General features: G+C 70.3%; 22 protein-coding genes. 15 read left to right on the top strand and 7 right to left on the bottom strand.

Annotated features, from left to right (window positions below):
- Positions 1 to 70: 70 nt before the first annotated feature.
- The 7 genes from ACQRWP_RS12230 (at position 71) to ACQRWP_RS12200 (ending at position 7,267) form a co-directional block, all read left to right on the top strand.
- A complete protein-coding gene (locus ACQRWP_RS12230; protein WP_430502342.1) occupies positions 71 to 1,006 on the top strand; it encodes an ABC transporter permease in 936 nt (311 codons plus the stop codon).
- 23 nt (positions 1,007 to 1,029) lie between these two features.
- Positions 1,030 to 2,034 (top strand): ABC transporter substrate-binding protein, encoded by a 1,005-nt coding sequence (locus tag ACQRWP_RS12225; RefSeq protein ID WP_091400123.1) that lies wholly within the window; start codon positions 1,030 to 1,032, stop codon positions 2,032 to 2,034.
- 43 nt (positions 2,035 to 2,077) lie between these two features.
- The gene (locus ACQRWP_RS12220) at positions 2,078 to 2,833 is read left to right on the top strand and encodes an ABC transporter ATP-binding protein (protein ID WP_430503190.1); all 756 of its coding nucleotides are present in this window, start codon (positions 2,078 to 2,080) and stop codon (positions 2,831 to 2,833) included.
- Positions 2,834 to 2,871: 38 nt separating this feature from the next.
- Entirely contained in the window at positions 2,872 to 4,023 is a 1,152-nt protein-coding gene (locus ACQRWP_RS12215; RefSeq protein ID WP_430502341.1) for a Gfo/Idh/MocA family protein, read from the top strand.
- Positions 4,024 to 4,180: 157 nt separating this feature from the next.
- Positions 4,181 to 5,293, top strand: coding sequence for a dihydrodipicolinate synthase family protein (locus tag ACQRWP_RS12210; RefSeq protein ID WP_430503189.1), 1,113 nt, complete (start codon positions 4,181 to 4,183; stop codon positions 5,291 to 5,293).
- Positions 5,290 to 6,093, top strand: coding sequence for a sugar phosphate isomerase/epimerase family protein (locus ACQRWP_RS12205; RefSeq protein WP_430502340.1), 804 nt, complete (start codon positions 5,290 to 5,292; stop codon positions 6,091 to 6,093). The genes ACQRWP_RS12210 and ACQRWP_RS12205 overlap by 4 nt, the downstream gene beginning before the upstream one ends.
- Complete coding sequence (locus ACQRWP_RS12200; protein WP_430502339.1) at positions 6,086 to 7,267, top strand: hypothetical protein; 1,182 nt, start codon at positions 6,086 to 6,088, stop codon at positions 7,265 to 7,267. The genes ACQRWP_RS12205 and ACQRWP_RS12200 overlap by 8 nt, the downstream gene beginning before the upstream one ends.
- Here ACQRWP_RS12200 and ACQRWP_RS12195 read toward each other — a convergent pair.
- Positions 7,264 to 7,788: a hypothetical protein gene (locus ACQRWP_RS12195; protein ID WP_430502338.1), complete on the bottom strand. Its 525-nt coding sequence runs from the start codon at positions 7,786 to 7,788 to the stop codon at positions 7,264 to 7,266. The two genes, ACQRWP_RS12200 and ACQRWP_RS12195, sit on opposite strands and share 4 nt — an antisense overlap.
- Positions 7,775 to 8,212, bottom strand: a complete 438-nt coding sequence (locus ACQRWP_RS12190; RefSeq protein WP_430502337.1) for a MarR family winged helix-turn-helix transcriptional regulator — start codon at positions 8,210 to 8,212, stop codon at positions 7,775 to 7,777. Before ACQRWP_RS12190 ends, ACQRWP_RS12195 begins: the two co-directional genes overlap by 14 nt.
- An 80-nt stretch (positions 8,213 to 8,292) precedes the next feature.
- On the opposite strand from ACQRWP_RS12190, the gene ACQRWP_RS12185 reads away from it, so the two are divergent.
- Positions 8,293 to 9,615, top strand: coding sequence for a GNAT family N-acetyltransferase (locus ACQRWP_RS12185; RefSeq protein ID WP_430502336.1), 1,323 nt, complete (start codon positions 8,293 to 8,295; stop codon positions 9,613 to 9,615).
- Between the two features lie 323 nt (positions 9,616 to 9,938).
- Complete coding sequence (locus ACQRWP_RS12180; protein WP_430502335.1) at positions 9,939 to 13,010, top strand: S8 family serine peptidase; 3,072 nt, start codon at positions 9,939 to 9,941, stop codon at positions 13,008 to 13,010.
- A gap of 59 nt (positions 13,011 to 13,069) precedes the next feature.
- Here ACQRWP_RS12180 and ACQRWP_RS12175 read toward each other — a convergent pair whose 3' ends face one another.
- From ACQRWP_RS12175 to ACQRWP_RS12165, 3 genes are all read right to left on the bottom strand, one after another.
- Positions 13,070 to 14,362 carry a serpin family protein gene (locus ACQRWP_RS12175; RefSeq protein WP_430502334.1) on the bottom strand — a complete coding sequence of 431 codons (1,293 nt, stop codon included), beginning with the start codon at positions 14,360 to 14,362 and terminating at the stop codon, positions 13,070 to 13,072.
- Between the two features lie 73 nt (positions 14,363 to 14,435).
- Positions 14,436 to 15,080 (bottom strand): alpha/beta fold hydrolase, encoded by a 645-nt coding sequence (locus tag ACQRWP_RS12170; RefSeq protein WP_430502333.1) that lies wholly within the window; start codon positions 15,078 to 15,080, stop codon positions 14,436 to 14,438.
- A gap of 183 nt (positions 15,081 to 15,263) precedes the next feature.
- Positions 15,264 to 18,728 carry a ThuA domain-containing protein gene (locus ACQRWP_RS12165; RefSeq protein WP_430502332.1) on the bottom strand — a complete coding sequence of 1,155 codons (3,465 nt, stop codon included), beginning with the start codon at positions 18,726 to 18,728 and terminating at the stop codon, positions 15,264 to 15,266.
- Between the two features lie 174 nt (positions 18,729 to 18,902).
- Between ACQRWP_RS12165 and ACQRWP_RS12160 the strand changes: the two genes are divergently transcribed.
- The 3 genes from ACQRWP_RS12160 (at position 18,903) to ACQRWP_RS12150 (ending at position 21,056) form a co-directional block, all read left to right on the top strand.
- Positions 18,903 to 19,145, top strand: a complete 243-nt coding sequence (locus ACQRWP_RS12160; protein ID WP_430502331.1) for a hypothetical protein — start codon at positions 18,903 to 18,905, stop codon at positions 19,143 to 19,145.
- Between the two features lie 103 nt (positions 19,146 to 19,248).
- A complete protein-coding gene (locus ACQRWP_RS12155; RefSeq protein ID WP_430502330.1) occupies positions 19,249 to 20,070 on the top strand; it encodes an SAM-dependent methyltransferase in 822 nt (273 codons plus the stop codon).
- A 122-nt stretch (positions 20,071 to 20,192) separates the two neighbouring features.
- Positions 20,193 to 21,056 carry an alpha/beta fold hydrolase gene (locus tag ACQRWP_RS12150; protein WP_430502329.1) on the top strand — a complete coding sequence of 288 codons (864 nt, stop codon included), beginning with the start codon at positions 20,193 to 20,195 and terminating at the stop codon, positions 21,054 to 21,056.
- Positions 21,057 to 21,074: 18 nt separating this feature from the next.
- Here the strand turns inward: ACQRWP_RS12150 and ACQRWP_RS12145 are convergent, their stop codons facing one another.
- Complete coding sequence (locus ACQRWP_RS12145) at positions 21,075 to 21,611, bottom strand: hypothetical protein (RefSeq protein WP_430502328.1); 537 nt, start codon at positions 21,609 to 21,611, stop codon at positions 21,075 to 21,077.
- 38 nt (positions 21,612 to 21,649) lie between these two features.
- Entirely contained in the window at positions 21,650 to 22,777 is a 1,128-nt protein-coding gene (locus ACQRWP_RS12140; protein WP_430502327.1) for an FAD-dependent oxidoreductase, read from the bottom strand.
- Between the two features lie 88 nt (positions 22,778 to 22,865).
- Between ACQRWP_RS12140 and ACQRWP_RS12135 the strand changes: the two genes are divergently transcribed.
- The 3 genes from ACQRWP_RS12135 to ACQRWP_RS12125 all read left to right on the top strand — a co-directional run bounded on the left by ACQRWP_RS12135 (position 22,866) and on the right by ACQRWP_RS12125 (position 24,986).
- Positions 22,866 to 23,525, top strand: a complete 660-nt coding sequence (locus ACQRWP_RS12135; RefSeq protein WP_430502326.1) for a TetR/AcrR family transcriptional regulator — start codon at positions 22,866 to 22,868, stop codon at positions 23,523 to 23,525.
- A 133-nt stretch (positions 23,526 to 23,658) separates the two neighbouring features.
- Positions 23,659 to 24,477, top strand: coding sequence for a hypothetical protein (locus ACQRWP_RS12130; RefSeq protein WP_430502325.1), 819 nt, complete (start codon positions 23,659 to 23,661; stop codon positions 24,475 to 24,477).
- Positions 24,478 to 24,674: 197 nt separating this feature from the next.
- Positions 24,675 to 24,986, top strand: coding sequence for a CU044_2847 family protein (locus ACQRWP_RS12125; RefSeq protein ID WP_410817571.1), 312 nt, complete (start codon positions 24,675 to 24,677; stop codon positions 24,984 to 24,986).
- The last annotated feature ends 61 nt before the right edge of the window (positions 24,987 to 25,047 follow it).

Below are 25,047 nucleotides of genomic sequence, written 5' to 3'. Positions count from 1 at the left end.
AAAGCGTTTGCCTGATCCGCCGACCGGCTCGGTTCATGGGTGCCGTGCCGGGCCCCCGAGGAGGTTCCGCGTGACCGAGAACTCTTTGGACACGGCGGGCCGGCAGGCCGCCGCCGACCAGGCCGGTGGTGCGCGGGACGGCCTCGGCGGCACGACCTCGTCCACTGTGGCAAAACCGCCACCCGGCGGCGGCCGTCCATCACGTCCCACGCTCGGTCGCCGGGCGGTGGCCTTCGCCGACTCGCTCTGGCGGCCGGCGCTGGTGCTCGCGGTCTTCTTCGCCGCCTGGTGGTTCGTGGCGGCCCGGGAGTACGTCCCGAACTACCTGGTGCCCACCCCCGGCCAGGTCTGGGAGACGATGACCACCCAGTGGTCCGAGCTGGCCCGGCACACCCTGGTGACCCTCTACGAGACGGTGCTCGGCTTCGTGCTGGCAGCCGCGCTGGGTCTGGTCACCGCGGTCGCCATCGCCTACTCCCGCACCCTGGACAAGGCGCTCTACCCGATCGTCCTGTTCGCACAGGTCATTCCGAAGATCGCCATCGCGCCGCTGCTGGTGGTCTGGTTCGGCCTCGGCCTCACCCCGAAGATCATCCTGGCGGTGCTCATCGCGTTCTTCCCGGTGGTCATCTCCGGCGTGGCCGGGCTGCGCTCCACCGACCCGGAGCTGCTCGACCTCGCCGCCACGATGGGCGCCGGGCCGTGGCGTACCTTCCGCAAGATCCGCTTCCCGAACGCGTTGCCGCACCTGATGGCCGGCCTGAAGGTGGCCGTCACCCTCGCCGTGGTCGGTGCCGTGGTCGGCGAGTTCGTCGGCGCCAGCGAAGGGCTCGGCTACGTCCTGTTGCTGGCCAACGGCAACCTCGACGCCCCGCTGCTGTTCGCCGACCTGATCCTGATGTCCGCCATCGGCATCGTCCTGTTCGTCCTGGTCGAGATCGCCGAGGCACTGCTCATTCCGTGGCACGCCAGCCGCCGGGCCGGCGTGTCCCTCACCACCTCCTGACCGACCCCATCACGGAGGCACCGATGAAACGCACCGCCACCACCATCCTGGCCACCGCCGCCCTGCTTCTCGCCGCGACCGGCTGCGGTGGGGACGACCCCGCCGGCAGCACCAACGCCGACGGCAGCAAGCAGGTCACCCTCACCCTCAACTGGGTGCCCTACGGCGAGCACGCGCCCTTCTACTACGGCCTTCAGAAGGGCTACTACTCCGCCGAGGGCATCGACCTGAAGATCCTGCCCGGCAACGGCTCGGGCAACACCGTCAAGCAGGTCGCCCAGAAGCAGACCGACTTCGGCTGGGCGGACAGCCCGGTGCTGCTGAAGTCGGTGGCCAGCGGCATGCCGGTGCGCAGCCTCGGCGCGTACCTGGAGAAGGGACCCTCCTCGGTGGAGTTCTTCACCGAGGAGAACATCAAGACCCCGGCCGACCTCAAGGGCAAGACCGTCGGCGGCACCCCCGGCGACGCCCTCTACGCCACCTTCCCGGCCTGGCTGGAGAAGAACGGCCTCAAGAAGGACGACGTCAAGGTGGTCAACGTCGACGCCGCCGGCAAGATCGCCGCCCTGGCCGAGGGCAAGGTCGATGCCATCATGGGCTTCTTCCACGACCAGGCACCCACCATCGAGAGCAAGACCGGCAAGAAGGTCGACGTGCTGCTCTTCGCCGACTACGGGATGAACCTGCTCGGCACCGGCCTGATCGCCAACACCCAGACCCTGCAGAAGGACCCGGAGCTGGTCCGCAAGTTCGTCCGGGCCACCCAGAAGTCCTGGGCCGACGCCGCCCGGGACCCGGCCGGCGCGGTTAGCGCGATGACGGCTCTGGCCGAGAACGAGCCGGCGCCCGAGGTGCTCACCAAGCAGCTCACGCTCAACATGCCGCTGATCGGCGCGGACGGCCCGCCCGGGGTGAACACCGAGGCCCAGTGGACCGAGACCATCGACCTGATGTCCCGCTACGCCGAGCTGAAGGACCCGGGAGCGCCCAGCGCGTACTGGGACTCCTCGTACGCGGCGCAGGGGTGACCCGGTGACCGCCGCGCCGGCAGCCACCGGCACCGCCATCGGGATGTCCGGGCTGACCGTCCGGTTCACCACCCGGCGGTCGCAGACCACCGCGTTGGACGACGTGTCGCTGGACATCGAGCCGGGCGAGTTCGTCTCGATCGTCGGCCCGTCCGGCTGCGGCAAGTCCACCCTTCTGAAGATCGTCGCGGGGTTGGTCAAGCCGACCAGCGGCGAGGTGTCGTTGCTGGAGCGCCCGGTGCGCGGCCCGCAGAAGGAGATCGGCTTCGTCTTCCAGAAGGCCGCGTTGCTGGAGTGGCGCGGTGCCCGAGCCAACATCCTGCTCCAGGCCGAGATGCGCGGCATGGACCGGGCGCCCGCCGCCCGCCGCGCCGACGAGCTGATCGAGATGACCGGCCTGACCGGCTTCGAGAAGGCGTTGCCACACGAGCTGTCCGGCGGCATGCAGCAGCGGGTGGCGCTCTGCCGCGCGCTGCTGCACTCCCCGCCGGTGCTACTGATGGACGAACCGTTCGGCGCCCTGGACGCGCTGACCCGCGAGCAGATGAACGCCGAACTGCACCGGATCTGGCGAGAAACCGGGACCACAGTGGTGCTGGTCACCCACTCCATCGCCGAGGCGGTCTTCCTCGGCACCCGGGTCGTGGTGATGAGTCCCCGGCCCGGCCGCATCATCCGCACCTTCCCGGTCGAGCTGCCGGCGCACCGCGACTACGCGCAGGTGATGTCGGATCCCCGCTTCGACCGGCTCGCCACCGACCTGCGTGGGTTGCTCGGCAGCGCGGCCGCCAACCACTGAGCGCGGATCGGCACGACCAGCACGACGGAAGGAACACCATGACCCGCAGGTCGATCGGCATCATCGTCAACGGCGTGACCGGACGGATGGGCTACCGGCAGCACCTCGTCCGGTCGCTGCTGGCCATCCGCGAATCCGGTGGTGTGGCGTTGGCCGACGGCACCACCATCTGGCCGGAACCGGTCCTGGTCGGACGCAACGAGACGAAACTCCGGGAGCTCGCCGAGCGGCACGGGCTGACCGACTGGACCACCGACCTGACCTCAGCGCTGGCCCGCGACGACGTCGAGATCTACTTCGACGCGCAGGTAACCCAGCAACGGGAGAAGGCGATCCGGCAGGCCATCGAGGCCGGCAAGCACATCTACACGGAGAAGCCCCTGGCCGAGGACACCGCGGCCGCCCTCGACCTGGCCCGGGCGGCGGACGCGGCCGGTGTCCGCACCGGTGTCGTGCAGGACAAGCTCTTCCTGCCCGGTCTGCGCAAGCTCAAGCGCCTCATCGACGGCGGCTTCTTCGGCCGGATCCTCTCGGTGCGCGGCGAGTTCGGGTACTGGGTCTTCGAGGGTGACTGGCAGCCCGCTCAGCGGCCGTCGTGGAACTACCGGACCGAGGACGGTGGCGGCATCGTGGTCGACATGTTCCCGCACTGGCACTACGTGCTGGAGGAGCTGTTCGGCCGGGTCACTGCCGTCTCCTGCGTGACCGCCACCCACGTGCCCGAACGGGTCGACGAGGCCGGTCACCCGTACGCGGCCACCGCCGACGACGCAGCGTACGCCACCTTCGAACTCGACGGCGGGGTGATCGCCCAGATCAACTCGTCCTGGGCCGTGCGGGTGTACCGCGACGAGCTGGTGGAGTTCCAGGTCGACGGCACGGAGGGCAGCGCGATCGCCGGCCTGCGCAACTGCCGGGTGCAGCACCGGGCGGTCACCCCGAAGCCGGTGTGGAACCCGGACCTGCCGGCCACCGAGGACTTCCGTGCCCAGTGGGCCGAGGTGCCCGACAACGAGGAGTTCGACAACGGCTTCAAGGTGCAGTGGGAGGCGTACCTGCGGCACGTGGTGGCCGGCGAGCCGTTCCGGTGGGACTTCCTGGCCGGCGCCCGCGGCGTGCAGCTCGCCGAGCTGGGGCTGCGCTCGGCCCGCGAAGGCGGTCGTGTCGAGGTGCCGGAGCTGCACCCGTGAGCGCGAGGAGTGAGCCGGGTTTGCGAGCCCCGCAGCCACGAACGAACGGTGGCACCCTGTGAGCGCGAGGAGTGAGCCGGGTTTGCGAGCCCCGCAGCCGCGAACGAACGGTGGCTCAGCGAGCGCCGAGGTGGTGCTGCCCGGTGGGCGGCGGCACCTGCTCGCCGGGGGCGGCGGCTTCGCCCGACCGGACGCACCGGCGACCAGCCGGATCGCGTACGCCGCCGCGCACGTGGTCGCCGACCCGGGCGCGGAGAACGTGCCGGGTGCCCCGGCGGCGGTGGACTGGGACACCACCCTCGCCTTCCGGCGGCACCTGTGGTCGTACGGGCTGGGGGTCGCCGAGGCGATGGACACCGCCCAGCGGGGGATGGGGCTTGACTACCCGGCCACCCGGGAGCTGATCCGGCGTAGCGCCGCCGAGGCCCGCGCGGTGGGCGGGCGGATCGTCGCCGGGGTCGGCACCGACCAACTGCCGGTCGGCCCGGCCACCCTGGCGGCGGTCACCGCCGCGTACGCCGAGCAGCTCGACGACGTCCGCGCCGCCGGGGCCCGGCCGGTGCTGATGTGCAGCCGGCACCTGGCCGCCGCCGCGCGCGGCCCGGAGGACTACCTGCGCGTGTACGACGAGCTGCTGGGCGCCGCCGACGAACCGGTGGTGCTGCACTGGCTGGGCCCGATGTTCGACCCGGCGTTGACCGGCTACTGGGGGGCGGTCGACCTGGACCTGGCCGCCGACACGGTGATCGAGCTGATCAAGGCGCACCAGTCCAAGGTGGACGGCATCAAGGTGTCGCTGCTGGACGCCGACCGGGAGGTCGCGTTGCGCCGCCGCCTGCCCGCCGGGGTACGCCTCTACACCGGTGACGACTTCCACTACCCGGAGCTGATCCGGGGTGACGAGATGGGTCATTCCGACGCGCTGCTCGGGGTGTTCGCGGCCATTGCGCCGGCCGCCGCCGCCGCGCTGGCCGCCCTGGATCGGGGGGACCTGACGGCGTACGACGAGATCTTCGGGCCCACCGTGCCGCTGGCCCGGCACCTGTTCGCGGCGCCGACCTGGCACTACAAGACGGGGATCGTGTTCCTGGCCTGGCTGGCCGGGCACCAGGACCACTTCACGATGGTCGGTGGCGCGCAGTCCGGCCGGTCTCCGGCGCACCTTGCCACCCTGCTCACCCTGGCCGACGCGGCCGGGCTGCTGCCCGACGCCGACCTGGCCGCCGCCCGCGCCCGGGCCTTCTTCACGGTGGCGGGGGTGGAGCAATGAGCCTCGCGCGCTTCTCGTTCAACCAGGCGACCGCCCAGCGCTGGCCGCTTCCCGAGGTGGTGGCCGGGTGCGTGGCGGCCGGCGTGCCGGGCATCGGCCTGTGGCGGGAGCCGGTGGCCGAGTACGGGTTGGCCCGCTCGGCGAAACTGGTCCGCGACGCCGGCCTCGCCGTCACGTCCCTGTGCCGGGGCGGGTTCTTCTCCGCCGACGACTGGCGCGCGGAGAACCTGCGGGCCATCGAGGAGGCCGCCGCCCTCGGGGCCCCGGAGCTGGTACTGGTCTCCGGTGGGCTGCCGGCCGGCAGCCGGGACGTCGACGGCGCGCGGCGTCGGGTCGCCGACGCGATCGGCGAGCTGGCACCGCACGCCGAGGCCGCCGGCGTACGGCTGGCCATCGAGCCGCTGCACCCGATGTTCGCCGCCGACCGGTGCGTGATCGCCACCCTCGGCCAGGCGCTGGACATCGCCGAGCGGTTCGACCCGGCGGTGGTCGGCGTGGTCGTCGACGCGTACCACGTCTGGTGGGACGACACGGTGTACGCGCAGATCGCGCGGGCCGGCGCCCGGATCGCCGCGTTTCAGGTCTGCGACTGGGTGACCCCGCTGCCGGAGGGGGTGCTGCTCGGCCGGGCGCTGCCCGGCGACGGCTGCATCGAGCTGCGTCGGCTGCGCGAGGCGGTGGACGCGGCCGGCTACGTCGGCCCGATCGAGGTGGAGGTCTTCTCCGCCGAGGTGTGGGCGCGTCCGGGCGCGGAGGTGCTTGACGCGGCGATCGCCGGCTACCTGCGCCACGTTGTCTGACATCCCCGAACGGCGGTGGCCGGCGGCGGTCGGCGCCTGGCTGGGCATCGGGACCGCACCGGCCACGCTGGTGCTCGGCGCTGCGATGGCTGCCCGACACGGCGGCGCGGTGCCGGTGGCCGGGCTGCTGGTCGGCGGGGCGCTGATGGCGGCCCTGCTCTGGGGGCAGGGCCGGATCGGGCTGCGCCGACCGCTCGGCGACGGCGGGACGTTGACAGCGGTGCTGCCCGCGTACCTGGGGGACACCTCGCGGCTGCTGCTGGCGGTGGTGCTGGCCGTGTCGATGGTCGGTTGGAACGGGTTCAACGTCGGGCTCGGCGGGGCCTCGCTGGCCGCGCTGACCCACCTGCCGGGCTGGGCCGGGCCGGCGCTGCTGGAGGTGGCGGTCCTCGCCGTCTCCTGGGCGCCGGCCCGGCTCGGCAACCGGGTCGCGGTGGTCACCACGCTCAGCGCGGTGGTGCTGGTCGGCTGGTGCCTGACGGTGCTGCCACCACCCGGCGCGCCGGTCCGCCTCGCCGGCGGTGGGCTCGCCGACGCCGCCGCGCTGATCGGGTACGCGGCCGTGTTCGCGCTGCGGGCACCAGACTTCAGCGTGGGCCTTTCCCGAAGGCGGGACCTGGCCTGGTGCGTGGGGCTCCTGATCGGGCCGGCGCTGCTCGGGGTGCTCGCCGGCGCCGGCCTGTGGTTGCGGACCGGCTCGGCCGACGTGGTCGCGTTGCTCGCCGCCGGGTCGGGGCTGGCCGCGTACGCGAATCTGTTCGTCGCGGTGGCGGTCTTCGCGGCGGCGCTGACCACCACGTACTCCGGTGCGCTGGCGATCCGCGGCCTGACGCCGCGGGTGCCGGCCCGGGTGGCGATGCTCGCCGTCGCGGTGCTCGGCGGGATGCTGGCGGTGGCGCGGTTCGACCGTCTGGTGCTGCCCTGGCTGACCCTGCTGGCCGCCGCGTTGCCGGTGCTGGTGGTGCCGATGGCCGTGGAAGCCGCGGCCCGTCGGCGCGGTCGGGTCCCGCGTACCGTGCCCGCCTGGTGCTGGGTGCCGCCGGCGCTGCTCGCGGTGGCCTGCACACTCGCCGGGGTGGGCGTCGCACCGCTGCTCGGGCTGGCCCTGGCCGCGGCGTGCACGGTGCTCTGGCGCCGCCGGGAAGGCCCGGTGCAGCCGGCTGGTGGCGCCTAGCGGGTGGCGTGCGAGCCGTGGTCGCTGACCTGGGCATCGAACCAGTGGTGCAGGGCATCGCGAAGCCCCGCGTCGTCCGTGGCGTAGGTGGCGCGCGCGCCGTCGGGAATGGCTTCGTACGTGATGGTGATCCGCCCGCCGTGTGCCCGAAGCGTTGCCAGACCGGGCATCTCGGTGCCGTGGATGCGGGCGGGGTCGCTGAAGTCACCTCGCCGGAACCGCTCGACCTCGGCGCTCAGGTGCTGTTGGACAAGGGTGATCTGGGTGGTGTCCTGGGGGTCGTCGGCGACCACGGTCTGCACGCCGCCGGTGTCGGTCGTCATAAAGCGGTGCGTGGTGCGTTCCAGGTCGAACGGCATGACCGAAGCGCCTCGTTCGGCGACGTCGGCCTGCCGATCGGAGGTGGTCGGTGTCGGTGTCGACGGCGCGGAGTCGTCGGCGCAGCCGCCGATCAGCGCGGCGACGGCGATGGTCGCCAGGAGCAGAGCCCGATGGGGACGAGGGCGGTCAGAACGGTTCACCGGTGGCCTCCGCGAGGGTTTGGAGCGCACGCACCACTGCCGCGCGCTGGTCGTCGGGAACGCGATCGAGCAGGGCGGTGAGCCGGGCCCGACGGGCGTTGGCCTGTCGGGCAGCGGCCGTGGTGCCCGCGGCAGTCAGCAGAAGCAGAACGCCGCGACCGTCACCCTCGGCTGTCTCCCGGTGCACCCAGCCCCGGTTGACCAGATTGGTGACCAGGCGGCTGACGCTGCTCTTCTCCAGCCGCAGCCGGCGAGCCAACTCCACCTGCCGGATGTGTCCCTCCCGGGCGATCTCCACCATGGCGTGCGCCTCGGACACCGGCAGCGGCTGCCCGCAGGGAGTCCGGTCGGGCTGATGGAGGCCGAAGTTGCGGACGAACCGCATCAGTGCCTCCTGCGCCGCGTCGAGCTCACCAGCCTGCATGGTTCGACGGTACAACCAGATGGTTCGGCCGTGCAACCATTGTGGAGAGAACTCGCATCTGAGCCCACGGGAGACACGGCATGACACCGGAGAGCGACAGTTACGTGGTTCGGCCCGGCCGAGCCAGCGACGCCGCCGAACTAGCCCGCCTGCACGCCTCGGTTCAGCTTCAGGCGGTGACCGGCGGTCAACCACACCCCGGCATCGCCGCCTGGGTGGAAGACCTGCTGGACGGTCACCCCTCCGTCGTACCCGAGGACTTCCTGGTTGCCGAGGACGCGGCCACCGGATGCCTGGTGGCAAGTCTGGTGGGGCTGCGGCAGTACTGGAGCCTTGCCGGGGTTCGGCTGCCGGTGGCCCAGGTCGAGCTGGTCGGAACGGCGCCCGAGCACCGCGGCAACCGGCTCACCGAACGGTTGTTCGCCGCACTGCACCAGAGGTACGCGGCCGATGGTGTGCCGGTGCAGGTGATCGAGGGGATTCCCTACTTCTACCGGCGGCTCGGCTACGACTATGCCCTGGCGAACGACGGCGCTCCGACGGTGCCCGCCGCCGTGCTGCCGGCCATCGAGCCGGACCGCTCCAACGGCCTCGCGGTCCGGCCGGCCACCGTTGCCGATGCGGATGCGCTCGCCCGCATCGACCGGCGGCTCGCTGGCGGAGACGTCCTGCTTTGCCCGAGAGACGCCGCGGTGTGGCGGTACGAGATCTCCGGTCGCCGTCCGGCGGATCTCGCCCGGCGGGAGGTCACGGTGCTGGTCCAGGGTGTTGATGTGGGTGGCTACCTGGTGCACGGTTCCCGGCTCTCCGCAGCCGGCGAGCTGAACGTGTTCGCGGCCGCGACCGATCGATCGGCCGACTGGCCGCAGGCCGCCGTCGCCATGCACATACACCTCGCCCAGGTAGGACGGCGGTACGAGGCGTCGGCACAAGAGCCGTTCACGGCGGTCCGCCCCATCCTCGGCCCCGAGCACCCACTGGTCCGGCTCAGCCCGGCCGGCGTACCGAGGCGTCCCAGAGGCTGGTACGTCCGCACCGGTGACCCGGCCGACCTGCTTGCCCGGCTGCAACCGCTGCTGCGGGCCCGCTGGCAGGCAGCCGACCTGCAATGGCCCGAGCCGACGTTGATCATCGACATGTACGGCCGTGCCGCTCGACTTGAGTTCACCGACGGCAGACTGGCTGGCGTGACCGCCATGCGCGGCGCTATCAGCCCGTCCACCGATCCCGGAACCCATGCCGCCATCCCACCGGGTGCGCTGCTCCAGTTGGCCCTCGGTTACCGCACCCTGCCCGAGGTACTGGACACCTGGCCGGACTGCCTGCTGCGCGACCTCCGCACCGAACAGCTCCTGACAGTGGCCTTCCCGCGCGTGCCGGTCCAGGTCTGGCCCCGCAACTGACCACCGACCAGGTGCAACCTGGTGGTACTGGGGTTCGTGAACGCCGGCTCGTCCCAAATGGACGCCGTCCGCGAGGCGAGCCTTGACCTCGGCCGTGCGGTCGCCGTCCTCCTGGCGCCGGCCCGGCCGAGGGTCCGCCGTTTCGATCATGGTATTGACGACCCACTACCTACCGCGCGTACGGTGATCTTGCCAGTACCGACGATCCGTAACACCACGCAAATCCTCGATTAACCGTCGTGGACTTGGGTGGGGGAGCGCTCCCAATGGCGGGTCGCGATCAATGAGAAGTGCTCCACAAGGGAGCAATCGAAAGGAGCCTCGTGGCTACAGGCACGAGCGGAAACAGGCTGCGAAGACTGGCGATACCTACGCTGGTCGTCGCCCTGATCACCGGTACCACCGGTGTCGCGGGAACGGCGTCGGCGGCACCCGCGGGGTCGTCGGGTAACGGTAGTGGCGCCGGTTACTTCACCGCCGGGTCCGACCGGAAGGTCACCCTGACCGACGGGGCCGACCGCCGACCCCGCGGCAACCCTGCGGCCACGCCGAAGGCAGCCGTCGACGAAACCGGCTCCGGCATGTACGTCGTCGAGTTGGCCGAAGACCCGTTGACCACGTACACCGGCGGGGTGTCTGGTCTGGCGCGGACCCGCCCGGCGGCGGGCAACCGGCTGGACGTGACGTCGACGCCGTCGCAGGCGTACCGCCGGCACCTCGACGCGCAGCGGGACGCCGTCACCGCCGCGGCCGGGGTCAAGGTCAACGCCGTCTACACCGCAGCCTTCAACGGGTTCTCGGCGAAGCTGACCGCCCAGCAGGTGAGCACGTTGCGGGCGGACAAGCGCGTCCGCGCCGTCACCGCCTCGCGGGCCCTCGGCACCCCCTCGGCGCCGCCCACCACGACCACGGCGACCGCCGCCAACCCGACGCCCGCCACCCCGAGTGGCGCGGAGCAGTCGGCGCTGACGGACCGCTCCGGCCGGCCGGCCAAGCCTGGCCCCGGCACGGGCGCGGGCATGGTGATCGGCGTCCTGGACACCGGCATCTGGCCGGAGAGCGCGTCGTTCGCCAAGAAGATGCCCGCCCCCGCGACCTGGCACGGCACCTGCCAGACCGGCGTCGCCTTCGTGGCCGAACACTGCAACGGCAAGATCGTCGGCGCCCGCTACTTCGCCGACACCTGGCTCGCCGGCGGCGGCTCTGTGCCGGAGGGCGAGGTACTCTCCCCCCGGGACATGGCCGGGCACGGCACGCACACCGCGTCCACCGCGGCCGGTCTGCCCCTGTCGAACGTCACCATCGACGGTCGCCGCTTCGGTCCCGTCTCCGGGGTGGCACCGGACGCCCAGATCGCCGTCTACAAGGTGCTCTGGGGTGGCATGGGCTACGACGCCGACATCATCGCCGGCATCGACGCGGCCGTCGCCGACGGTGTGCAGGTGCTGAACTTCTCGATCGGTTCCGATCTCGGCGACTGGGAGGCCAACACCCCCATCGGCGTGGCGTTCCTCAACGCCTCGCTGGCCGGGGTCTTCGTGGCGGCGTCGGCCGGCAACACCGGCATCGTGAGTGGAGCGATCAGCAACGCGGCGCCCTGGGTGACCACGGTCGGTGCGGCGGTGACCAAGCTCGACGAGGCCACCGCCAAGCTGGGCGACGGCACGAAGCTGGTCGGCGGCTCGCTGGACGCGCTGCCCGGCGGTGGCGCACGGCCGCTGGTCTTCGGTGAACAGGCCGGCTCGCCGGATCTGGGCGCGGTCTACTGCGAGCCCGGCAGCCTGGACCCCGCCAAGATCAAGGGCAAGGTGGTCGCCTGCGCGCTGTCCGACATGTTCGGCTCCGCGGCCGAGATCAAGGCCAAGGGCGGGGCGGCGATGGTGGTGTTCGACCCGGTCGGCAACTACCGGATCAACTCCATCTTCAACTTCCCGGTGGTCTACCTGCCGACCGAGAAGCAGGCCGGCACGCTGTTCAACTACCTGATGCGCCACCCCACCGACGCCACCGTGTCGCTGCGCGCCGGCGGTGACGGCTCCAGCGTCCCGGGCATACCGAGCGTGGCGGACTTCTCCTCCACCGGCCCGGACAAGGTGACCCTCGGCGTCTTCAAGCCGGACCTGGTCGCGCCCGGTTCGAACATCATCGCCGCGGTCTCACCAGCGGGCAACTTCGGGCGACAGTACGACGCGTACTCCGGCACCTCGATGGCCTCGCCGTACGTGGCCGGAGCGGCGGCGATCCTTCGCGCCACGCACCCGGACTGGTCACCCGGCGCGGTCGCCTCGGCCCTGCGCACCACCGCCACCGACACCGTCGGCACCAGCAGCCCCCTCGACCAGGGCAGCGGATTCATCAATCTGCCCCGAGCCACCGACCCGGGACTGGTCATCGAACCCACGGCGGCAGAACTGATCGAGTTCAGCGAGACGGCCGAACCCGACGGCAAGGCACTCAACCTGCCGGCCATCTCGTTGCGCGAGTACGACGGGACCCGCCCGGTGACCCTCACCCGCACCCTGACCAATGTGGGCAAGGCGCGGGAGACCTACCGTTCGTCGGTGTCCGGTCTGCCCGGCATGAAGGTCACCGTGTCGCCGGCATCGGTGACCCTGGCGCCCGGCAAGTCCGCGACGGTAACCATCACGCTGCGTCGGGGCAGTGCGCCCTGGGACCGGTACGTGACCGGGTCGATCACCTGGCGCGGCAAGGCCCACAGCGCCCGGATTCCGGTCGCCGCCCGTCCGTGGGGCATCTCGGCCCGGCCGTACGCGGACGACGGCGAGGAGTTCGCCCGGATGACCAACGGCGCCTTCGGCATGGTCCAGCCGGGCTTCACCGGGTCACTCGTCGGTCGCAGCACCGGTTACACCCCGATGCGGCGCACGTCGTACTCGATGCCGGCCGGCGTCTACGGCGGAGTGTTCGACCCGAGCGCCACCGGAGTGAAGAAGGTCGACTTCACGGTGCCGGCGAACACCGCCGGCATTGTCGTCGAGGCCAACACCGCCGATCCGAACACGAACCTCGATCTCTACCTGTACAAGGGCGACACCCTCATCTACAGCAGTGACAGGTTCTGGACCAGCGCCGAGCAGGCGTACAAGTTCCTGCCCGAGCCCGGACGCTACAGCGCTTACGTGTTCGCGCAGGTGCCCGGCGGCCCGGTCGTCGACTTCGACCTGAAGCACGCCATCATCGGCCGCAACGCCAAGTATTCCGGTGCCACCCTCACGCTGCCCTCCACCTCGGAGCGCGGTCAGGGCTTCAACTTCACGCTGAAGCCGAACAAGCCGCTGGCCGAGGGCGACTTCTGGGCGTACACGGAGTACCGCACCAACGGCACTGTGGTCCCCGGCAACCTCGTCTACACCCAACAGAGTTCCTGGCAGTAACTGTTCAGCCGGGCGTGGGGCGGTGCCGATGTGCACCGCCCCACACCCGGAACGCCCGGTCAGGCTGGGCCGTTGACCAGCGGGTCGTGGACCCGGCCGAGGAACAGCGGTACGCCGGTGAGCCGGTCGTGGATGACGTACAGGAATGGCCGGTTGACGAAGAACTGCGGCCCCTGCGGGATCGACGGCGGCCGGACGATGACGGCCGACGCGGCTGCGGCCTCGGTGCCCTTCTCGTCCACCGCGATGAACGTCTCGTGCACCACGTTGTCGATGCACAGCGCCGGTTCGGTGCTCATGCCGGTGAAATCGGCCTGTGACGTGAATGCCGTGGGCATGCCGAGGCTGCTCAGCGCGGCACCCAACTCGGCCGGGAGGCGGAACGTCCACCGGGGCAGGCGCAGTTGGACGTCGGTGATCTGGAACCCGGTCAGCAATGCGCCCAGCCAGGTCGCATCGAGGTTCGCCTCGACCGCGGCGAGATTGTCCCGGGTCGGCATGACGATGGCCATGGCAAGCCCGTCGCCGGCGTACGGCACGTCGACGGCGCGCCACCCGTCCCCCTCGAGGTAGCCCATCCTGTCGAACGGCCCGCGCATGACCGGGACGTCGACGACGGTCCCGTCATCCCTGGTGAACGGTCCCACCGTCGTGGCCGTCAGGGTGAACGGGTACTTCCAGGCCGCCTTGAGGTAGATCGTGTTGGTCAGCATCAGGCTGGTGTCGGGGCCCACGGCGTCGGGCTGCAACAGCTCCGGGATCTTCGCGTTGGTCCGATCGGACACCCAGGTGTTGATCTCCTGGCGTGCCACCTCCGGCGCGCCGCGAAAGTCGACCGGTTGCGGCGCGGCACCGTAGTAGCCGGCCAGGGCGTCCCGGAACCCGGGCCGCAGGACCAGGTCGAGTCGTGTCCACAGCGCGTTGGCCGTGGTCAGCCGAGGCTGCTTTATCCCGTCACTGTCCTGGTACAAACCGGCGAGCGTCTGCTCAACGGTGTTGAACCCGCTGTCGAGCGCGCGGGGGCGCGGATGCGGCGCGTGGAGCACCGCGTCCATCTCGTCCGCCGTGGTCGAGCCGGCGCCCGCCCTGGTCATCGTGAGGGCGAGCCCGACCGAGTACGGCGCGCACACCACATTGCCGCCTGCCCGGGTCGATGCCAGCGTGCCGTAGAGGTCGGCCGTGAAGCCGCGAACGGCGGTAGCGGTGGCCTGCATCGTGGCCGGGTCGGGTGGTACGCGGTCCGCATCCGCCGAGGTGGACGACGGGCCGAGCCAACGGGGATCACCTGGGACGGCGGTAAGGGCAGCGGCCGCAAGCGGTACCGCCCGCAGGACCGATCGACGCGAGACCATGCATCGACGGTAACCTATTTCCGGCTTCCTGGGGTGCCGGGAGGTTCGGACCGTGACGGCCCTGGTTCCGCCTTCAGGGCAACAGGTACGCGGTCAGGCGGTCGGCGAGTTGCTTCGGGTGGCTGAACGCCACCGAGTGACCCCCGCCTATCTCGTCCGGGGCGGTGCCGAGTCGGTCGACGGCCACCCGGCGCTGGAAGTCCGCCGGGAAAAACCGGTCCTCGCGTGCGATGAGCACGGTCGTCGGCACGTCTGGCCAGGCGTCCAGGGGCCACGGCTCGTTTCCCTCCGCGCTGACCTGGTCCCGGCCGTGTGCCGCTGCCTCCGCGACGACCTCGGTCGGCACACCGTTGTAGAACTGCTGCTCCTCGCTGAGCCCTTCCGCGCTGCGGTAACCGGTGTTGGCCCACCAGTCGCCGGGCCTCTCGCCGGGCTTGGGGATCATCGGTGTGAGCAGGACGATCAGCCGCACCGGCAGCCTGTCGGCAATGAGCGGCGCGGTGAACGCACCGTACGAGTGCCCGACGACCACGAGGTCTCTCCGGTCGCCGATCGCGTCGACGACCGTCCGGCAGAACTCGGCGAACCCCGCGGACTTGTCCTCGATCGGCAGTTCCGGTACGACCACGTCGTGGCCGCGGCTGGTCAGCTCGGGGACAAGGAGATGCCAGTCCCAGGCGCTGCCCCCGCCGCCGTGGATCAGAACGAAAGTCGCCATGCCCCGAAGCCTCGCACACAGGTACGACAGCCATCGCTCACGGCTGTGGACTCGCAGGCGTCAGCGCGACCACCAACCGAGGCGACGATCCGCGCGATAACGGCCAGAACGTCGTCGCCGCCTCCGCGCACCCCGGCCGGGCGGCGGCGGGCCGGGTGGACCCCGCCCGCCATCGCCCGACGGTCAGGTGACAGTGATGGTCAGGTTGAGCGAGCGGGTCTCCCCGCTGGTGTAGGTGACCGTCACCCGGGCGGTGAAGGTCCCCTTGCGCGGGTAGCTGTGAGCCGTCGACCGTAGTGTCGCTCCGTGCGTGATGGCGCTGTTGTCGCCGAAGTCCCACGCGTAGTCGGTGATGCTCTGCCCGGACGGCGCCGTCGCTGTGGCGGTGAGCGTGGTGGTCAGCGGCGCGGTGCCGCCGGTCGGATTGGCGGCCAGGGACAACGTCCCGCCCGGCTCCTGTTTGACCCCGGCGCCGTTGAACCGCAGCCAGTCCAGGGCGAGCAGGTCCGGGGTGCCATTGACCTGGGCGGCGTTGACGAACTTCGCGTACAGGGTGGTCGTGCCGGTGGGCTTGTTGGTCAGCGTGACGGTGGGGGAGACCAGGTTGTCCCAGCCGCCGGTGGAGCCGATGGTGGCCGAGCCGATCAGCGTGCCGGTGGGCGAGCCGGTCCGCAGTTCGATGGTGCCGCCGAGCCCGCCGTTGGTCACCCCGAGCGTCACCGAGCCGACGTTGCGCAGGTCCGCCGGCCCGAACGCCACCCAGTCGTTGTGGTCGACCTCGCCGAGCCGCTTGCCGGCGCGGGCGGTGGCCCGGTCGTTGACCGTGACGCCGGACTGGGCGCTGAAGTGCTCGGCCTCCTTGCTCTTGGGCTGCAACTGGACGCGGGTCGAGCCGGTCAGCGCCGGTACGCCGCCGGCCGCGCCGCCGTCGGTGTACTGCGCGGTGATCAGGGTGTAGAGGTTCTGCCCCGGCCCGTGGCCGTCACCGGCGTCCGCCTCGGTGGCGAGCAGCCCCGAGCAGCCGGTGTAGACGTCCAGCGGGTGGGCGTGCGAGTCGTGGCCGAGTTGGGTCTGCACGGTCACCTTGGCGCAGTCGATCGTGCTCTCCTCCGGGTCGGTGACCGTCACCGTGTACGGGATCTTGTCCCCGAAGTCGAAGAACCCGCCGTTGGGAACGGTGATGGTCACCGTCGGTCGGGTGTTGCCGACCACCACGTCGGTGACCGCGGTGGCGGTCAACCCGTTGCCGCTGTTGCGCACGGTCAGCCGGGCGGTGTGCTTCCCGGCCGTCGAGTAGGTGTGGCTCGGGTTGGCGGCGGTGGAGTCGGTGCTGCCGTCGTTGGTGAAGTCCCAGGCGTAGCTGAGCGCCGACCCGTCACCGGCCGACGACCCGGCCGAGGAGAACGTCACCGCGAGCGGCGTACGTCCGCTGTCCGGGGTGGCGGTGATCTTCGCTGTCGGTGGCCGCCCGTTGGCGACGTAGTCGATCCGGTAGATGCCCGCGCCGGCGTTGCTGCCGCCGCGACCACTGCCGGTGCCCTCGCCGAAGTCGATGACGTAGAGCGAACCGTCCGGGCCGAACTCCGCCTCGAAGGGCTGGATCCAGCTCATGTTGCCGAAGATCCCGTTGATCGACTGGAGGTCACCCACGGCGGTCGGGCCGAAGCGCGCGTTGCTGAAGGTCTGCGCGGTCTTGTGGATCGACAGCGTCTTGAACCACCTGCGGGTCAGCTCGTAGGTGATCCACTTGCCCTCGAAGTACTCGGGGAACTTCGTGGTGCGGGTGTTGGCCGGGTCGTAGTCGTAGACCGGTCCGCTCATCGGCCCGCCACCGCCGGTGCCCAGCTCGGGGAACTGGGTGGAGGCGGAGTACGCGTACCAGACCAGCGCGGACTTCGCCGCCGGCAGGGTGGTCAGGCCGGTGTTGTTGGGTGAGTTGTTCACCGGTGCGGCGCAGTTGAACTTCGCCCCCGAGGTGCTGGTGGCGAAGTTGTAGTCGTTGAACGGGATGTTGTTGCCCACGCAGTACGGCCATCCGAAGTTGCCGGCGCTGGTGATCCGGTTGAACTCGACAGTCCCCTCCGGACCGCGGTTGGGGTCGGCGGCGCGGGCGTCCGGGCCGTAGTCGGCCACCAGCACCGCGTTGGTCTGCGGCTCGATGGTGATCCGGAACGGGTTGCGCATGCCCATCGCGTAGATCTCCGGCCTGGTCCTCGCGGTGCCGGCCGGGAAGAGGTTGCCGCTGGGCACTGTGTACGTACCGTCGGATTGTGGGGTGATCCGCAGGATCTTGCCGCGCAGGTCGTTGGTGTTGCCGGCGGTGCCCTGGGCGTCCCAGGCGGCACGACCGGCGCGTTCGTCGACCGGGGTGTAGCCGCTGGAGGCGAACGGGTCGGTGTTGTCGCCGATCGCCGCGTAGAGCCGTCCGGCGGCGTCCATGGCCAGCGAACCGCCCATGTGCGAGTTGGCCCGGCCCTCACCCCGGTAGGTGGGGATGGCCAGCAGGCGTTTCTCCGAGGAGAGCGCGACGCTGTTGTTGGCGACCGTGAACCGGGACAGGTTGAGCTGTTTGAGGGTCTTGTCCGACCAGAGCAGGTAGATCCAGCCGTTGCTGGCGAAGTTGCGGTCCAGGGTCATCCCGAGCAGGCCGTCGGACTGGTCGGTCATCGCCGAGGTGTACGCGAAGTCCAGCAGCGTGGTGACCTGGAGGGTGTCGGAGTTGACCACCTTCAGCGCGCCGGTGCGCTGGATGTAGTAGACCTTCCGGTCCGGGCCGACGGCCAGCTCGAAGGGGTCGGCCAGGTTCTCGGTGACCAGCCCCACCCGTTCGAAGTTGCTGGTCTTGGTGGCCGAGCAGTCACCGGCGACCGCGCCGGCCGCCCACTCGATGCCGTAGCGCAGGTGCTCCAGGAAGGTCGGGGTGCTGAACTGGGAGCTGGCGTGCCCACCGGCGGTGAACCAGGACCGGCCGCCGTCGTAGCGTTGACACCAGGAGTACGCGTGGTCGACGCCCTCGTCCAGGCCGTTGATCCCGTCGCGCACCTTGATCTGGGCGAGGGTGTGCACGTTGCCGGTCGGGTTGGTCCGCCAGTTGTACCACTCCTCGCTCTGCTCCCAGAGCTCCGGCAGGTTACGCGTCGAAGGGTGCGCGCGGTCGAGCACCTTGACCCGCCCGGGGAAGGTGCCGCCGGTGGACGAGAAGTCGGGGTGGTAGTCGAAGATCGTGCCGACCAGGCCCTCGTACCAAGGCCAGTCGCGTTCGCTGGCCGAGGCGGCGTGCAGGCCGGCCCAACCGCCGCCGTTGCGGATGAACGTCTGCAACGCCGCCCGCTGGCTGGCGTTGAGCAGGTCACCCGAGGTCGGGAGGCTGTTGGTGTTGTTGAACACGAGGGCGTCGAAGGTGGCGAGGTTGGCGTCGGTGAAGGCCGCCGCGTCGGTGGTGGCGACGACCTCGAAGTTGTGGGCGGCGCCGAGCTGCTGGATCGCGGCGATGCCGGCCGGGATCGAGTCGTGGTAGAAGTTCGTGATCTTGGAGAAGACCAACACCCGGAAGCGCGGGGCGGCCTCGGCGGGCAGGGCGGTGGTGGTGCTCACCACGGTGGCGATGGCGAGCAGGATCAGGCAGAACGCACGGAGGTGTCGGGGCATGGGGGCGCTCCCTGTCGGACGGTGAGGGGTCGGAAAGCGCTTTCTCGCTGCCCGCATCACGGTACTGACAGCCAGTTACGAGCGTCAATAGCATCGGGGTAAGCGGTTTCCTGACGAATGGCAGCAGCGACCTGTGCAGGTGTCTGCGTTCCGCCGACGGGGTACGGGCTGAACATGACCCTCGAAAAGAGCCACAGTCACGTCCACAAGGAGCCGCCGCGGTCACGGAGTGCTGGCCGCCCTGCGCTCGCCATCGTCATCGGTCTGGCGACTGGCGCCGCGATGGCTGCCGTCGTCTACACGTACGGCCTCGGCCGTACCAGTCCCCTGGGCGAGGGATCGATTCCGATCGCGGTCCTGGTCGGGCTGATGGTCACGGCCGGGACGGCGTGGACGATGTTCCGCAAGGGCTGGTAGGCCCCGTAGACGCCGTGCGCGCGCTGGCTGACGGGGCCGTCGCGGGGCCACCACATCGACGTTCTTCCCCTACGATCGGTGGCGGTCGACCTCGGGAGGTCACGTGACGACACCATCGCCTTCGGACCGGATCGACACCAGCGTGGTCCACCCGGCCCGCCGCTACAACTACTGGCTCGGCGGCAAGGACAACTTCGCCGTCGACCGGGAGTCCGGCGACCAGATCGCGGCCGTCTACCCAGGGGTACGCACCCTCGCCCGGGAAAACCGGGCCTTCCTCGGCCGAGCGGTCCGGTTCCTCGCCGAGGAGGTCGGCGTCCGGCAGTTCCTCGACATCGGCACCGGCATCCCGAGCGCCGACAACACCCACGAGGTGGCGCAGTCGGTCGCCTCCGACTCCCGGGTGGTCTACGTCGACAACGACCCGATGGTGCTTGTCCACGCCCGGGCGCTGCTGACCAGCGACCCGGCCGGCGCCACCGCCTACCTGGACGCCGACCTACGCGACCCCGAGAAGATCCTCGCCGACCCGCAGTTGCACGCCACCCTGGACCTGTCCCAACCGGTGGCCCTGGTGCTGATCGCCGTGACGCACTTCCTCACCGACGACGACCGCCCCCACGAACAGGTCGCCCGCCTGCTCGACGCGCTTCCGTCGGGCAGCTGGCTGGCGTTGACCCACTTCACCACCGACCACATCCCCGCCGAGATCGTCAGGCGGATGGAGGCCGAGTTCACCGCCGGCCGGATGAAGCAGGACGCCGTACCCCGCGACCGCGCCGAGTTCGCCCGCTTCTTCACCGGCCTGGAGCTGGCCGAACCGGGCATCGCCCCGGTCACCGAGTGGCGGTCGCAGGTGCCACCGGAGCAGCGTCCACCCCTGGCAGACGCCTCCATCTACGGCGCGGTGGCCCGCAAGCCCTGACCGCCTGGGCCAATCGAGGACGTCGTCGATGCGCGGATGGCCTGCCGAGTGGCCTGCGCCGCGCAACCGCTCAAGTCGGTGAACGGATGTTTGCTCGGCGGGTGACCGGATACTTGTCGCGCATGTTCGACGGTTTCGAGGACGAGCGGATCGATGTGGGGGAGGTGGAGCTCCGGGTCCGGTATGCGGGGCACGGGCCTGCGGTCCTGCTCATCCACGGACATCCGCGGACGGGGTCGACGTGGCATCGGGTCGCGCCGCAGCTGGTTGATCGCGGGTTCACCGTCGTCTGCCCCGACATGCGCGGCTACGGGCAGTCCGGCAAGGCGCGCATTCTCGCGGATCACTCGCAGCAGTCCAAGCGGGTGGTTGCCGCGGACATGGTCCAGCTGATGGACGAACTGGGCCATCCGAGGTTCGCGACGGTCGGGCACGATCGTGGGTCGTACGTGGCGTTACGCCTGGCGCTGGACCATCCCGATACGGTCAGTCATCTGGTGGTCATCGACGGCGTGCCCATCAGTGAGGCTCTTGCCCGGTGCGATGCGAAATTCGCCCATGACTGGTACCACTGGTTCTTCTTCGCCCAGCCGGACAAGCCGGAGCGGGCCATCGCGGCCGACCCCGATGCCTGGTACGCCAGTAAGGCCCGGGCCGAGAGCATGGGAGCCGAGAACTACCAGGAGTTCCGGCAGGCCATCCACGATGCGGCCACCGTGCGGGCCATGCTGGAGGACTACCGAGCCGGCCTCGGCGTCGACCGGGCGCACGAGGAAGCCGACCGGCGCGACGGCCGCACTGTCCGCTGCCCCACTCTGTTGCTGTGGTCGACCCGGGACGACCTGGAAGACCTGTACGGCGATCCGCTAGCCATCTGGCGCCCGTGGGCCGCCGATCTACGCGGCCACCCGATCGAGTCCGGTCACCACGTCGCCGAGGAGAACCCCGACGCCCTGACCGCGGCGCTGCACCACTTTCTGTCCTGAACCATCGGAAATTCGCGGTCAGGCAAACGGCCGCGGGTCGAAGCTGATGCCGCCCCGTTCGGTCATCCGGAGCACTCGATTGCCGTAACGCGGGGGTTGGCGCAGGTAGAGGGTGTAGCTCGACGCCTGGAACCTCAGGTCCAGGTCGCGTCCCTCCAGGCGCCAGCAGGGCTCACCCGGGCGTGAACGGGCCTCCTGGCGCAGGTTCTTCAACTCGAACGGCAGACAGATGGAGTGCAAGCTGCCGACGATGTCCCAGACGTTGTGGAAGATCAACGTGGCCGGTGCGACCCAGAAGTGAACTTGCCGCATCGGCCCCGGATCGACCCGGCGCACGATGTAGTCGAGGTCGAAATGCAGCTCCAAGGCCGACGGTGCGGTGGGGTCGAGGTCGTCGTCCTCCCGGTAGTCCACTGTCGGGTTCTCGGGCGGACCCTCGTCGTCGGTGACGGCGAGCGCGTGAATTCGGCAGTAATCCCACGACGTCTCCACCAGGTCCTGATCCGTCAAGGTGGCCTTTCGGAGACCGGACTCACTGTGCACATCCGTCGTCATGCAACGATTATCGCCACGCGCGTCGACAGCGCCAGATGTCATTCTGCGCGTGCGGGTTCCGCCGGCCGCGTGAAGAAGCGGACGATGTCTTCCGCCGCGGTAGGGGACAGCATCATCGCCTGGACTCGTGCGGACATCTCGGCGATCGGGTGAATCCTGCTGAACATCGACTCTTCGTACGTCCGAATCGCCGAATTCGGGTCGGCGGGGTTGGCAGCGAGCTGGCGGGCGAGTTCTGCGGCGTCGAGCATGGCCTGGTTCGCGCCCTCGCCGACCGGTGGCATGAGGTGCGCGGCGTCGCCGATGAGGGTGACGCCCGGCCGGCTGGCCCAGCGCGTACCGATGGGCATCGTCTCGATCAGGCGCGGCGTCGGCGCGCTCTCGGCGGCCTCGATGAGTGCGGTGAGGCGGGGGTTCCAACCAGCGAACAAATCCAGCAGGGTGCGTTTACTGCGGTACGTATCGAGGGGCTGGTCCTCCGCGCGCAGCGAGATTCCCACCCGGAGGCTGCCATCGCCGAGACGTTGCGCTGCAAGGATCTGGTTCACCCCGACACACCACAGGTTCCCCGGGCCGGCCAACTCAGCGAGATCGGGATGCCGCTGGTCGACGTCCTCGACGTTCAGCTCCACGAGCGTTGCCACGTAGGACAGTTGGACGTCGGTCAGCAGTGACCGGACGACTGAGCGGGCGCCGTCCGCGCCGATAAGGATGTCGCAGCTTGTTCGGTGGCCGTCGTGGAACGTCAGTTCCCAGCCCTCGTCAGGTCGTGGGGTCGCCGCGACAAGCCGGTGCCGCCAGGCAACTGTGTCGTCGGGGAGGGAGTCGAGCAGGAGATCACGCAGTGCGCTCCGGTCGATCTCGGGACGTCCGGAGAACGAGCCGGGTTGCGGCTCGTGGTGCACCAGGGTGCGTCCGGTCGGGTCGAGGATGCGATGTTCCTCGCCGTCTGGCCGCGCCTTCGACCGGAACCGGCCGGCGAGACCTGCCTCGGCCAGGGCCAGTTGCCCGGACTCCGGGTGCAGATCGAGGGCACCGCCCTGGGGCCGCGCGGATCGGCTTGCTTCCCGGTCGTACACCACCGCAGCGATCCCGTGCTGGTGCAGGATCCGTGCCAGCGTCAACCCGCCGAGTCCGCCACCGGCGATCGCAATTCGCGTTCTCACGACGCTACCGTACACTGTATTGGTGGATACACCGTACGGTAGGGAGCCGCTGCCTGTTTGGGAGCGCCCCGAACCTCAGCCCCGGGCGGTGCCGGTGCCGTTGAGCCGCGAGAAGATCGCCGCTACGGCGATCCGGCTTGCCGACGCGCACGGCCTCGACGGGCTGTCACTGCGCAAGATCGCCAAAGAGCTCGGGGTCGGTCCGATGCGGCTCTACGACTACGTGATCAATAAGTCGGAGCTGCTCGATCTCATGGTCGACGTCGTCTATGCCCGGATCGCCGAGGTAGGCCAGCGCTCCGGGTGGCGCGACACGGTGCTGGCCGTCGCCCACGCGACCCGCGCTGCCGCCCTTGACCACGAGTGGTTCTCCGACGTGCTCGGCGGGCGGCCGCACCTGGGGCCACACGCGCTCGCCGTGGGCGAAGCGACCGCCGCGGCGCTCAGTGCGGCCCCCGGCGTGCGTGACCTCGACGATCTCCAGCGAGCCGTGGGCGCACTCAACGCCTTCATCATCGGATCGATCCGCAGAGAGGTCACCGAACGACGCACCGCACGTTCCACCGGCACCGATGAAGCCGCCTTCCAGGCCAGCCTCGGCCCCTACCTCACGCGGATGTTGAAAACCGGCAGGTACCCCACAGTGGCCCGGCTCGTCATCGACGGCGCCCACCTCAATGCCGAGGAGACCTTCCGCCACAACCTGACCACCATCCTGGACGGCATCACCCGCCGACGCCCAACCTGACCCGCTCGACCACGAGAGGCTCAGGACCGACCTCCTGCCCCGTCGCAGTCGCCGGGCTGGCTGCAGTGCCGGCCGTCAGCGATCCTGGCCGTACCCAGACAACGGCGACGCGATTCCAGACAGGAGCCCACGAGTGCACGTCAGCCTGGCGACGAGCGCCGGCAGGGCCGATCGGCCGAACGAGGACTTCGTCGGTGCGGTTCCCGACGCTGTCGTCCTCCTCGACGGTGCCGGCATCCCGGGAGCCGAATCCCTCTGCTTCCACGGAGTCGCCTGGTACACGCACCGTCTCGGCGGCGCGCTGCTCGGCCACCTGTGGCGCGGCGACGGGCGAGATCTCGCCACGATCCTCGCCACCGCCATCGGTGAGATCGCCGCCGAGCACGGCGACACCTGCGACATCGCGGACCCCAGCAGCCCGCAGGCCACCGTCGCGATGGTCCGCGCCCACCAGGACCGCTTGGACTGGCTCCTGCTCGCGGACTCCCTCCTCGTCCTCGACCAGGCCGACGCTGGCCCGCTGGTGATCACCGATGAGCGCGAGACAACTGCCCGGCGCGAATGCTCCGCGCCGCTGGCCGGCATTGCCCAGGGAACGCCAGAGTACGACCGGGTGCGAGCCTCCTGCGTCACCGCGCTGCGTGCCCGCCGGAACCGGCCGGGCGGGTACTGGATCGCCAAGGATGACCCGCGCGCGGCGCGCGAAGCGGTGACCGGCAGCCGGTCCCTCGCCGACCTGAACGGTGTCGCGTTGCTCAGCAACGGTGCCAGCCGCATCGTCGACCCGTACGGGCGGACCGACTGGTCGGGCCTGCTGGACCTGCTTCGCGCCAGTGGGCCGGCCGGCGTCATCGCCCGCCTCCGGCAGGCCGAGGCGGAGGCCACCGGTGGCGCCGATGCGCACAGCCCGGACGACGCCACCGTGGCCCACTGCACGCACCTGCCGAGTTGAGCATCTGCCCGCAGAGTGTCGATGATCCGATAGACGCCTCGATCGACGGGCATTTCCCTGGCAGAAGAGCGCTAGGGTTCGGGACGCCCAGGAGGGCGAACCCGAAAGGGCTGTCCGGCCCACGGTGTCCACACTGTACCGATGCAACAATCGCTGCGAAATGGACTGATCAGCGCCTCACCGAGGAGAGCGGGCCAATGCACGGCGACCTGATAGCGCTTGAGTTGAAGGACGAGACGACGTTTGCCGCGCTGGCGATGGAAATTGATTCTGAGGAGGAGGTCTCTCTTCAATCGCTCAAAATCAAGCTCAGCGACGTGGCGGAGCAGGTGGCAAAGGTCGCCGAGGAGTTGGTGGAACACGCCCGCAAGGCCGCCCCGACGGAGATCGAGGTCACCATGCGCGTCGGCTTCTCCATCACCAACGGCAAGGCGGTGGCGCTCCTCGTCGATGGAAAGGCCGAAGGAGCTGTGGAGCTGAAGTTGGCCTGGAAGGACCTCGCCGGTTGAGATGGCTGACGTCGAGGCCGGCCGGCATCTGTGGGCGGGGCTTGTCGGCGTTCACCAGGGA

The sequence above is a fragment of the Micromonospora trifolii genome, from assembly GCF_050516465.1.
In the GTDB taxonomy this organism is placed as follows: Bacteria; Actinomycetota; Actinomycetes; order Mycobacteriales; family Micromonosporaceae; genus Micromonospora; species Micromonospora trifolii.
Note: the sequence above shows the minus strand (reverse complement) of the source record. Positions and strands in the feature narration are given on the sequence as shown.